The organism is Paracoccus sp. (in: a-proteobacteria) (genome assembly GCF_047973135.1).
Classification (GTDB): Bacteria; Pseudomonadota; Alphaproteobacteria; order Rhodobacterales; family Rhodobacteraceae; genus Paracoccus.
In genome coordinates this window covers 1-10,632 of sequence record NZ_JBKEBL010000126.1, presented here as the reverse complement: position 1 = coordinate 10,632, position 10,632 = coordinate 1, and the positions used below count along the sequence as shown (strand labels likewise).

Annotated in this window: 8 protein-coding genes and 1 pseudogene; 2 read left to right on the top strand and 7 right to left on the bottom strand. The window is 63.6% G+C overall.

All coding sequences use genetic code 11. The features are described from left to right. Nucleotides 1–6 precede the first annotated feature (6 nt). A pseudogene (locus ACK5L9_RS09650) lies at nt 7–1,446 on the top strand (RelA/SpoT family protein); the annotation flags it as partial. Nucleotides 1,447–1,483: 37 nt separating this feature from the next. Continuing rightward, complete coding sequence (locus ACK5L9_RS09645) at nt 1,484–2,164, top strand: DUF2062 domain-containing protein (protein ID WP_416911248.1); 681 nt, start codon at nt 1,484–1,486, stop codon at nt 2,162–2,164. Nucleotides 2,165–2,246: 82 nt separating this feature from the next. On the opposite strand, the gene ACK5L9_RS09640 is transcribed toward ACK5L9_RS09645, so the two are convergent. From ACK5L9_RS09640 to ACK5L9_RS09610, 7 genes are all read right to left on the bottom strand, one after another. Further along, on the bottom strand, nt 2,247–3,155 hold the full coding sequence (locus ACK5L9_RS09640; protein WP_416911247.1) for a 2-hydroxyacid dehydrogenase: 909 nt from the start codon (nt 3,153–3,155) through the stop codon (nt 2,247–2,249). A gap of 5 nt (nt 3,156–3,160) precedes the next feature. Continuing rightward, entirely contained in the window at nt 3,161–4,300 is a 1,140-nt protein-coding gene (gene rodA, locus ACK5L9_RS09635) for a rod shape-determining protein RodA (protein WP_416911246.1), read from the bottom strand. A gap of 10 nt (nt 4,301–4,310) precedes the next feature. Beyond that, nucleotides 4,311–6,257: a penicillin-binding protein 2 gene (gene mrdA, locus ACK5L9_RS09630; RefSeq protein WP_416911245.1), complete on the bottom strand. Its 1,947-nt coding sequence runs from the start codon at nt 6,255–6,257 to the stop codon at nt 4,311–4,313. Next, nucleotides 6,254–6,790: a rod shape-determining protein MreD gene (locus tag ACK5L9_RS09625; protein WP_416911244.1), complete on the bottom strand. Its 537-nt coding sequence runs from the start codon at nt 6,788–6,790 to the stop codon at nt 6,254–6,256. The genes mrdA and ACK5L9_RS09625 overlap by 4 nt, the downstream gene beginning before the upstream one ends. Continuing rightward, the gene (gene mreC, locus ACK5L9_RS09620) at nt 6,790–7,728 is read right to left on the bottom strand and encodes a rod shape-determining protein MreC (RefSeq protein ID WP_416911243.1); all 939 of its coding nucleotides are present in this window, start codon (nt 7,726–7,728) and stop codon (nt 6,790–6,792) included. The genes ACK5L9_RS09625 and mreC overlap by 1 nt, the downstream gene beginning before the upstream one ends. 23 nt (nt 7,729–7,751) lie before the next feature. Beyond that, nucleotides 7,752–8,786 carry a rod shape-determining protein gene (locus ACK5L9_RS09615; protein WP_416911242.1) on the bottom strand — a complete coding sequence of 345 codons (1,035 nt, stop codon included), beginning with the start codon at nt 8,784–8,786 and terminating at the stop codon, nt 7,752–7,754. 240 nt (nt 8,787–9,026) lie between these two features. After that, nucleotides 9,027–10,583, bottom strand: a complete 1,557-nt coding sequence (locus ACK5L9_RS09610; protein ID WP_416911241.1) for a 2-isopropylmalate synthase — start codon at nt 10,581–10,583, stop codon at nt 9,027–9,029. Nucleotides 10,584–10,632: the final 49 nt, after the last annotated feature.

Below are 10,632 nucleotides of genomic sequence, written 5' to 3'. Positions count from 1 at the left end.
TAAATGGCGGATGTGGACTTCGATGTCTTTGGCCTCGCGAAAAAACCCTTTTCGATCTGGCGCATGATGCAGGAAAAGCAGCTTGCCTTTTCGCGGCTGTCCGACATCTAGGGCTTTCGCATCATCACACGCTCCGAGGCCGATTGCTATCGCGCGCTTGGGGTCATCCATCACCGCTGGCGCTCGGTGCCGGGGCGCTTAAAGGACTATATCAGCCAGCCGAAATCGAACGGCTATCGATCCATCCACACCACCGTGTCGGGCCGCGACGGCAAACGGGTCGAGGTTCAGATTCGCACCCGACAGATGCACGAGGTCGCCGAGGCGGGCGTTGCCGCGCATTGGGCCTATCGCGACGGGGTGCGGGCGCGGAACCCCTTTGCCGTCGATCCGGGCGCCTGGATCGAGACCCTGACCGACCGCTTCGGCGAAGAGGATCACGACGAGTTTCTGGAACATGTCAAGCTTGAGATGTATCAGGATCAGGTCTTTTGCTTCACGCCAAAGGGCGACGTGATCCAGTTGCCGCGCGGCGCGACACCGCTGGATTTCGCCTATGCGATCCATACGCGCCTGGGAAATTCCTGCGTCGGTGCCAAGGTCGATGGCATCCGCGTGCCCCTGTGGACGCGGCTGAAGAATGGTCAGTCGGTCGATATCATCGCCGCTTCGGGACAAAAGCCGCAGGCGACATGGCTGGACATCGCGGTTACGGGCCGCGCCAAGGCCGCGATCCGGCGCAGCCTGCGCGAAGAGGATCGCGACCGTTATATCCGGCTGGGGCGCGAACTGGTGCGCGTCAGCTTTGAACATGTTGGCCGCAAGCCGACTGACAAGGCGCTGCGCACCGCCGCCCGGCAGATGGGCCTCGGCGATGCCGACGAATTGCTGGCCCGGATCGGCTGCGCCGAAAATTCTGCCAAAGAGGTTCTGGATACCCTGTATCCGGAACTGGCCGACCAGCCGCAGGACGAGCTTGACGGCCGCCGCCCCATCGCAGGGCTGGAGGCCGACGCCGCCTTCAGCCGCGCCCCCTGTTGCAGCCCCCTGCCCGGCGAACGCATTGTCGGCATCACCTATCGCGGCAAGGGCCTGGTCATCCACGCCATCGACTGCCCCGTTCTGGCCGAGTTCGAGGCCCGCCCTGACCGATGGGGGGATCTGCACGGGCGGGTGGGCCGTCATCCCGCCGTCTATGCGACGCGGCTCAGCCTGACGATCCGCCACGACGCGGGGGTACTTGGCCGGATATGCACCTTGACTGGCGCACCGGGGGCGACTATTTCGAACCTTGAGTTCATCGAGCGTAAACCGGATTTTTACCGGATCGAGGTAGAGGTCGAGTTACGGGACAGGGAACACCTGCACGCGCTGCTGACCGCGCTTGAGGCGGAGAGCGACGTGGCGCAGGTTTACCGGGTCCGCGATCAGGCACTGAAACCATAGGCGGACCCTCACGGGCCGTCTTGAGGAAGTTGAGACGTTGTTCAAGAGGCGCAAGCCCCGCAGTTACGGCCAGATGGCCAGCGACATGATCTATCCTCGCGGCGGCTGGCGGCGCGCGGTAACATATGTTCTGCACCGGCTGCGCCGCCTGCCGGACAAGCCTCACCGAATCGGGCGCGGCGTCGGGGCCGGAATCGCCGCCTCGTTCACGCCCTTGTTCGGGCTTCATTTCATTCTGGCGGGGGTGGTGGCCTGGGCGATAGGGGCGAATGTGCTGGCCGCGTTGCTGGCGACCTTTGCCATCAACCCCGTCACCCTGCCCTTCGTCGCGGTACTGTCACTGACAACCGGACGCCTGATCCTTGGCCAGCATGGCGATCTGGGACCACAGATGATCTTTGGCGAATTTGCCCGCGCCACCGAAGAGTTGTGGAACAACATCCTTGCGCCTTTCGGTCCGCGCGTGGCGCATTGGGGGCATCTGGACCAGTTTTTTGAACAGGTGTTTCTGCCCTATCTGATCGGCGGGCTGATCTGGGGCCTTATCGCGGGCGTCATTTGCCATTACCTGACAGTGCCGGTCATCCGCGCCTATCACCATCGCCGCGAAAAGAAGATGGCCGCACGGATCGCCCGCGTCCGAGAGGCCGCCGCCGCGCCCCCCCCGGCATCGCCGGATAGCGGCCCAACGGCTTCGACCAACCGCCTTGAAGGCTGACCCATGGCAATCCAATCGGTACGAACATTGTATAGCTGACGAAAGCCAATTTGATCATCAAATTGGCGCAGCATCAGCTATATCAGTAACCCCTGCAGCGATCGACAAGATGCAGGACAGGCCGCCCCGACATGGCGCGGCGCAGGTTCTCGGCGACGACCGCCGCTGCGGTCTCGGGCCGGGTCTCGGCGGCGATATGCGGCGTGACGGTCACACCGGGATGCGCCCAGAAGGGATGGTCCGGGGGCAAGGGCTCGGCCCGGAAAACATCCAGAACGGCATGGCCCGCTTGCCCGCGATCCAGCGCCGCAATCAACGCCTGATCATCGATCAGCGTGCCCCGGCCCGGATTGATGATCCATGCCCCGCGCGGCAGCATTGCCAGCCGCGCCGCATCCAGCAGGCCGCGCGTCGCGGGCGTATCGGGCAGCAGGTTGACAAGAATGTCGGCCCTTTCCAGCGCGGCCTCAAGCTGATCGCCCGCATAGACACTTACGCCCGGAACGGCTTTCCCCGAGGCGCTGAAGCCCGCCAGATCAAAGCCGATCCCGCTCAGCATCGCGGCCACCGCCCGGCCCAGTTCACCCATGCCAAGGATCGTCACCCGGCGGTCGGGCGCCAGCAGCGGCACCCTGTCATTGCGCCAGACGCCATCCTGCGCATAGCCATCCATACCCAGATGCGCCCGCATCACCCAGCCAGTGCAATATTCGGCCATCCCCCGCGTCAGCCCAGGATCGACCATGCGAGCAAGCGGCTGGTGCAATGTCGGGTTGGTCACAATCCTTTCGACCCCCGCCCACAGGCTTTGAACCAGCCGGGCATTCACATAGGGCGACAGATCCTCGATCTTGCCGCCGGGGGCATAGATGATGCCGACAAACCCGGCGGGATCGCCGTCCCGCGTCAACTGCATCTCGGGGCAGGCGGCGGTCAGGGCGGCGGACCAGCGGTCCCACATCGCGCCGGGGGCAGCGAAAAGCACCCGCATCCCGATCACCTTGGCCGGTGGACATGGGCCGACTGGACCATGCCAAAGCCCATCAGCAGGATCATCATTGCCGTCCCGCCATAGCTGACCAGCGGCAGCGGAGAACCGACAACCGGAAGCATTCCCATCACCATCCCCATGTTGATCGCGAAATAGACAAAGAACGTGCCGCTGATCCCGATGGTCAGCAGCGACCCGAACCGGTCGCGATTGCTGATCGCGGAATACAGGCAAAAACCGATGATCAGCGTATAGAGGGTTAGCAGCGACATCGCGCCGACAAAGCCGAATTCCTCGGCCAGCACGGTAAAGATGAAATCGGTCTGCTTTTCGGGCAGAAAATTCAGCCGCGACTGCGTGCCCTGCATGAAACCGCGCCCCGACCAGCCGCCCGATCCAAGCGCGATCTGCGCCTGTGTGATGTTGTACCCCGCCCCCAGAGGATCGACCGAAGGATCCAGGAAGGTGTCGATGCGGCGGAACTGGTAATCCTTCAGCAATTGCCAGTCGGTTCCCCGGCTTGCCATCACGGCATAGACCAGCCCCGCCACCATCGCGATCACCGCGCCGAAATACCACAGCGAAACGCCCGCCGCGAACATCACAATCCCGCCGCCCGCGACAAGCATCAGTGATGTCCCCAGGTCGGGCTGCGTCAGCACCAGCGCGGTCGGCGTCAGGATCAGCAGCACCGGGACCAGCACCCATTGCAGTCGCGAGACGCGCTTGACGTCCAGCCATTCGTAATAGGCGGCCAGCAGCAGGACGAGCGCGATCTTCATCAGTTCCGAAGGCTGGATCTTGATCGGGCCAAGGTCGATCCAGCGCTGCGCGCCCATGCCGACATCTCCGACCAGCTCTACCGCGACCAGCAGCAGCAGGCAGGCGACATAGGCAAAGACCGCAATCCCGCGCCAGAACCACATTGGCACAAAGGCCAGCCCGATCATCGCCACCATGCCCACGGCAAAGCGGTACATCTGCGGCTGCGCCCAGGTCTCGATCCGGCCTCCGGCGACGGAATACAGCATCAGGAACCCGATCGCCGCCACCGCCGCCAGCAGAAAGACCAGCGGCCAGCTCAGATAGAAAATCTTGCGCCAGCCCGACGGGGTCTGCGCGACCTGATAATCGAGATAGGACATTGCCCCCCTTTCAGGTGCGGACGCGGCCGGGGCCGCCTGATTCGGATCGCAGCAGGTGCATGGCGTTGTGGCGTTCTTCCATCGCGGCGCGTTCGCCCGATGGCACGGCATCCAGCGGCGGTAACCCGCCCGCCAGCGCGAACAGCAGGATGTCACGGGCAATCGGCGCCGCCGCCGTCGAGCCCCCGCCGCCATGCTCGACCACGACCGAGACTGCATAGCGCGGCGCATCCACCGGGGCATAGCAGACGAACAGCGCGTGATCGCGCCGGTTCCACGGCAGTTGGTCGTTGCGGATCACCCCGCGCGCGCGTTCGGCGGCGGTAATGTTGCGGACCTGGCTGGTGCCTGTCTTACCCGCCATGCGCCATTCCTCGGCAATGATGCGCGAACGCGACGCGGTGCCGCTGCCGCCATTCATCACCGCATCCATTCCCTGCCGCGCGATGCGCAGGTTCAGCGGGTTGATGTCCAGATCGGGGAAATCGGGCGCGGGCTGCTGAGCGCCGTCTATGGCGCGGACCAGACGCGGCCCGACCGCCTTGCCCGAGGCGATGCGCGCCGTCATCACCGCCAGTTGCAGAGGCGAGGCCAGCACATAGCCCTGTCCGATCGAGGCGTTCAGACTGTCGCCGATCTGCCAGTCCTGATCATAGCGGGCCTTTTTCCAGGCCCGGTCGGGCGCGATCCCCTCGGCCACGGCGGACATCGGCAAATCGTGGCGCACGCCGATGCCCAGCTTGCGCGCCATCGCCCCGATCCGGTCGATGCCGACGCGCTGCGCCAGTTCGTAATAAAACACATCGCAGCTTTGTTCCAGGCTGCGGACCGGATCCACCGTGCCATGCCCGCCGCGCCGCCAGCAGTGAAAGCGGCGGCCCCCTACTTCGGTATAGCCGGGGCAATAGAACCGCGACCCGCCATTGATCAGCCCCGATTCCAGCCCGGCCAGCAGCGTCACCATCTTGAAGGTCGAACCGGGAGGATAGACGCCCTGCACGGTCTTGTCGGCCAGGGGGCGGTGATCATGGTTCATCAGCGCCTTGTAATCGACCGAGGAAATCCCGCGCACGAATTTGTTGGGGTCAAAGCTGGGCGAGGAACAGATGGCGATCAGTTCGCCCGTCTGCACATCCATGACGACGGCGGCGGCACTTTCCTCGCCAAGGCGCTGCGCCGCATAGTTCTGCACGCGCGCATCCAGCGTAAGCTGCACGGTCGCGCCCTGTTGCCCCTCTTGCCGGCTGAGCTCGCGCATCTCGCGCCCGGCACTGTTCACCTCGACCCGCCGGGCCCCGGCCTTGCCGCGCAGCAGATCCTCCAGCTTGGCCTCGACCCCAACCTTGCCAAGCTGAAATTCCGGCAGCATCAGAACCGGGTCCGGTTCCTCGATCTTGGACAGATCGTAATCCGAAACCGGCCCGACATAGCCCAACACATGCGCCAGATCGCCCGCACGCGGATAGGCGCGCGACAGGCCGCTTTCGGGGGTGACGCCAGGCAGCGCGGGCGCGTTCACGGCAATCGAGCCAAACTGATCCCAACTGAGACGGTCGGCCAGGATGATCGGCGTGATGGCGCTGCGCCGGGAAAACTCGTCCAGCAGTTCAGCCATCCGCTCATCGCTGATCGGGATCAGCCGCGACAGGCGGCGCAGCACGGGTTCGACATCGCCGCCCGCCTCTTCGCGGGTCAGGGTGACACGATAATTCTGTTCGTTCCCGGCAATCAGCAGCCCGTTGCGGTCATGAAGCAACCCCCGCGCGGGCGGCAACAGCCGGATCTTGATCGAATTACCATCAGACAGCATCCGGTATTCATCGGCGTGATCAAGCTGCATCGACCGCAGCCGCAGCCCAAGTGCCATGACCACGCCAAATTGGATCCCGCCCAGCAGCAGCACACGCCGCCCGACGCGGCGGGTGCTTTCCTGAATATCGCGCGTGGTCTTTTTCATCGGCTGTATCTCATGCTTTCGGCTTCGGCGACGTTGATCGGGCGCAACCCGACCAGCCAGCGCGCCCCGAACACAACCAGAGGATAGCAAGCGATGGTGGCCATATATTGCAGCAGGATCTGCCCAAGCGCCGGAATGGGCGACAGAAACAGAAACAGCACCAGACGATAGGCCAGCATCATCGCTCCGGTCAGGATCGCGACGCGCAACCATTCAAGCATGAACGACTGATCGCGCCAACGCGCCTCACGCAAGCGTGCAGCCTCGCTGGCCAGCAGCACGATGGCGGTCCACAGCCCCAGCGGGCGCAACAGCAGCACATCTTCCAGCAGGAACATCGCGACAATGACCAGCGCAGGCAGGCGTTCGGGGCGGCGCAGAACCCAGGCGAACATCAGGCACAGGCCCAGATCCGGGCCGGGCCATGCTGTCATCCCCGAGGACAACGGCAGGATGCGCAGGAACAGCAGGCACAGTTCGCACAACAGAAACAGGCCCGCGCCGGTCACGATCTGCCTTGCGGGCGTCGCCATCACGGTTCCGTCCCGGTGGACAGGGGATCGCTGCCCTGTGCAGCCTCAACCGGCGATTCTGGCAGCAACGGGCCGATGAACCCATGATCGCCCGCCGTGACCAGTGCACCGGAATCGGTCAGCGTTTCCGCCGGGTGCGACCGCAGCACGCGCAGAAACTCCAGCCGACCGTAATCTGCCGCCATTCGCAGCCGCAACCGGCCATCGGCGCGCTGCGCGACCTGCCCGACCAGCAGGGCGGGCGGAAAGACGCCGCCATCGCCCGAGGTCACGACGCGGTCGCCGGGGCGGACATCGTCCGGGTTCTCGATGAAATCCAGAAACGGAAGCTGGCTGTTATCGCCGGTCAGCAGCGCGTGCAGGCCCGAGGGCTGTACCGTGACCGGAATGCGCGAGGACGGGTCGGTCAGCAGCACGACACGGCTGGTCCGCTGCCCGACGCCGGAAATCCGGCCCACCAGCCCCAGCCCGTCCATCGTGGCCCAGCCATCGACGATTCCGTCGCGCGCGCCGACATTCAGCAGCACCGCCTGCCGGAAGGCCGAGCCGCTGTCGGCCATCACCATCCCCGTCACGCTGGTCAGTGCCGGATCGATACGGACATTGTTCTGCGCCAGCAGCTTGGAATTTTCCTGCTCAAGCTGCACGGCGGCCTCTTTCCAGGCCGACATCTTCTGCAACTCGCGCCGCAATTCCTGATTCTGTTCATAGATCCGCGCATAGGACTGAAACCCCGAGATCATCTGGCTGACCTTGGCGACAGGCACCAGCGCCCATTCAAAGCTGGGAACGATCCGGTCGATCATCGCCATGCGCATCCGTTCGGCCCGCGGGCTGTCGATGCGCCAGAACAGGAACAGCGCCATCAGCACAATCGCCATCAGCGCGATCAGAACGCGCCGGATAGGGGTTGCAAAATCTGGTCCCTTGGGTGCCATTCAGGCCCTCTGCACGGGCAGTCTCAGCTTTCGTAGTCGATAACGTGGCGAAGCTGCTTTTCAAATTCCAGCGCCTTGCCGGTACCCAGCGCGACACAGCTCATTGGTTGATCGGCCAATGTGATCGACAGCCCGGTCTGTTCACGCAGCGCCAAATCCAGATCGCCCAGCATCGCCCCGCCGCCGGTCAGGATCACACCGCGATCCACGATGTCGGCGGCCAGATCGGGGGGCGTGGCCTCAAGCGCGACCATCACTGCCTCGCTGATGGCCTGCATGGGTTCGGTCAGCGCCTCGGCGATCATCGCCTGGCTGATCTCGATTTCCTTGGGGATGCCGTTCAGCAGATCGCGCCCGCGCACCATCAGCGTGGCCCCCCGCCCGTCATCGGGCATGCGCGCGGTGCCGATATTGGTCTTGATCCGTTCCGCCGTGGAATCACCGATCAGCAGGTTCTGGTTGCGGCGCAGATAGTTGATGATCGCCTCGTCCATCCGGTCGCCACCGATGCGGACGGATCGTGCATAGACGACATCGCCCAGCGACAGCACCGCGACCTCGGTTGTGCCGCCGCCGATATCGACCACCATGCTGCCGGTGGGTTCGGTAATCGGCATGCCCGCGCCAATGGCCGCCGCGATGGGTTCGGCGATCAGCCCGGCCTTGCGCGCGCCTGCGGACAGGACCGACTGGCGGATCGCGCGCTTTTCAACCGGAGTCGCGCCATGGGGCACGCAGACGATGACCTTGGGCTTGGAAAAGCTGGTCCGCTTGAACACTTTCTTGATAAAGTGCTTGATCATCTGCTCGGCGCTGTCGAAATCGGCGATGACGCCTTCGCGCATCGGGCGGATCGCCTCGATGCTGCCCGGCGTGCGGCCCAGCATCAGCTTGGCATCCTCGCCCACCGCCAGCACCTGCCGCTTACCATCCTTGACGTGATAGGCGACGACCGAAGGCTCGTTCAGGATGATGCCCTTGCCCTTGACATAGATCAGCGTGTTGGCCGTGCCGAGGTCGATTGCGATGTCGGTCGAAAACAAACCGCCGAATGCCATGCCCGTATTCCTTTCGCGCCGGTTGATCCCGGCCTGCCCGTTTCTGTGCGTTCAACAATCCCGTCCGCCGCATGGAATCGCCCGCAGCGTGGCGTTGCCCATATAAAAGAGGAAATGCCACGGCGAAAGGCCCGATACGGCCGGTTGATCGCGGTCAGGTGGCATTTATGGGCAATTTTGCGGCACCAAACCACGCCGCAAAAGGCGAACGGCCCGTAAATCCGGGCCGTCCTGTCCCGCTTAGTGCGAATACATGCTGATCTGCTTGTCATCGCGGCCCTTTTGTGCGCGCCGCACGATCAGATGGTTCAGCGCGCCGACATAGGCCTTGACGCTGGCAAGGATCGTGTCGGTATCGGCAGCCTGACCGTTGACGATGCGGCCCTCTTCTTCCATGCGCACGCTGACTGTGGCCTGTGCATCGGTTCCTTGGGTCACGGCATGAACCTGATACAGTTTCAGCCGTGCGTCATGCGGAAAAATCTGTTTCACGGCTTTGAAACAGGCATCGACGGGCCCGTCGCCCGTGGCATGGACGGTCTTTTCCTCGCCATCGACAATCATCGTCAGATCGGCGGATTGCCCGTCGCTTCCGCAGACCACACGCAGGTGCTTCACTTGCAGGTGATCGTCCTCGGTATTGGCGGCGGTGTCCTGTACCAGCGCGACGATATCCTCGTCATAAACCTCTTTCTTGCGGTCGGCCAAAGCCTTGAAGCGGACAAAGATGTCCTTCAGTTGATTGTCGCCGACCTCGTATCCCAGATCCGCCAGCTTTGACCGCAGGGCGGCGCGGCCCGAATGCTTTCCCATGGCGATATTGGTTTCGTTCAGGCCGATATCGGCAGGCTTCATGATCTCGAATGTCTCGACATTCTTCAGGACGCCGTCCTGATGGATGCCCGATTCGTGCAGAAAGGCGTTTTTGCCGACCACCGCCTTGTTGAACTGCACCGGAAAGCCCGAGACCTGGGCCACGCGGCGCGAAAGGCCCATGATCTTGGTCGTGTCGATCTCGGTGTCATAGGGCATGATGTCATGGCGCACGCGCAGGGCCATCACCACCTCTTCCAGCGCGGTGTTGCCGGCGCGTTCACCCAGGCCGTTGATCGTGCATTCGATCTGCCGCGCCCCGGCCTCGACTGCGGCCAGACTGTTCGCCGTCGCCATGCCAAGATCGTTGTGGCAATGGGTGGCAAAGATCACTTCATCCGCTCCGGGCACACGTTCCAGCAGCATGCGGATCAGATCGGCGCTTTCGCGCGGCGCGGTATAACCCACCGTGTCGGGGATGTTGATCGTCGTGGCACCGCATTTGATCGCGATCTCGACCACCCGGCACAGGTAATCATGTTCGGTCCGTGTGGCATCCATGGGCGACCATTGCACATTGTCGCACAGGTTGCGGGCATGGGTCACGGTCTGTTCGATCCGCTCGGCCATCTGGTCCATGTCCAGATTGGGAATGGCGCGATGCAGGGGCGAGGTGCCGATGAAGGTATGAATACGCGGGCGGCGGGCGTGTTTTACCGCCTCCCAGCAGCGGTCGATATCGGGGAATTGCGCGCGGGCCAGCCCGCAGATCACGCTGTTCTGCGCGCGTTTGGCGATTTCTGACACGGCGGCGAAATCGCCCTCGGACGCGATGCGAAAGCCCGCCTCGATGATGTCCACGCCCATCTCGTCCAGCATGGAGGCTATTTCCAGCTTTTCGGAATGGGACATGGTCGCACCGGGCGATTGTTCGCCGTCGCGCAGGGTGGTGTCAAAGATATAGACGCGGTTCTTGTCGCTCATGGGTCTGTCTTTCTTACGCGGATATGTCGGGGTTGCATCGGGCACTGAC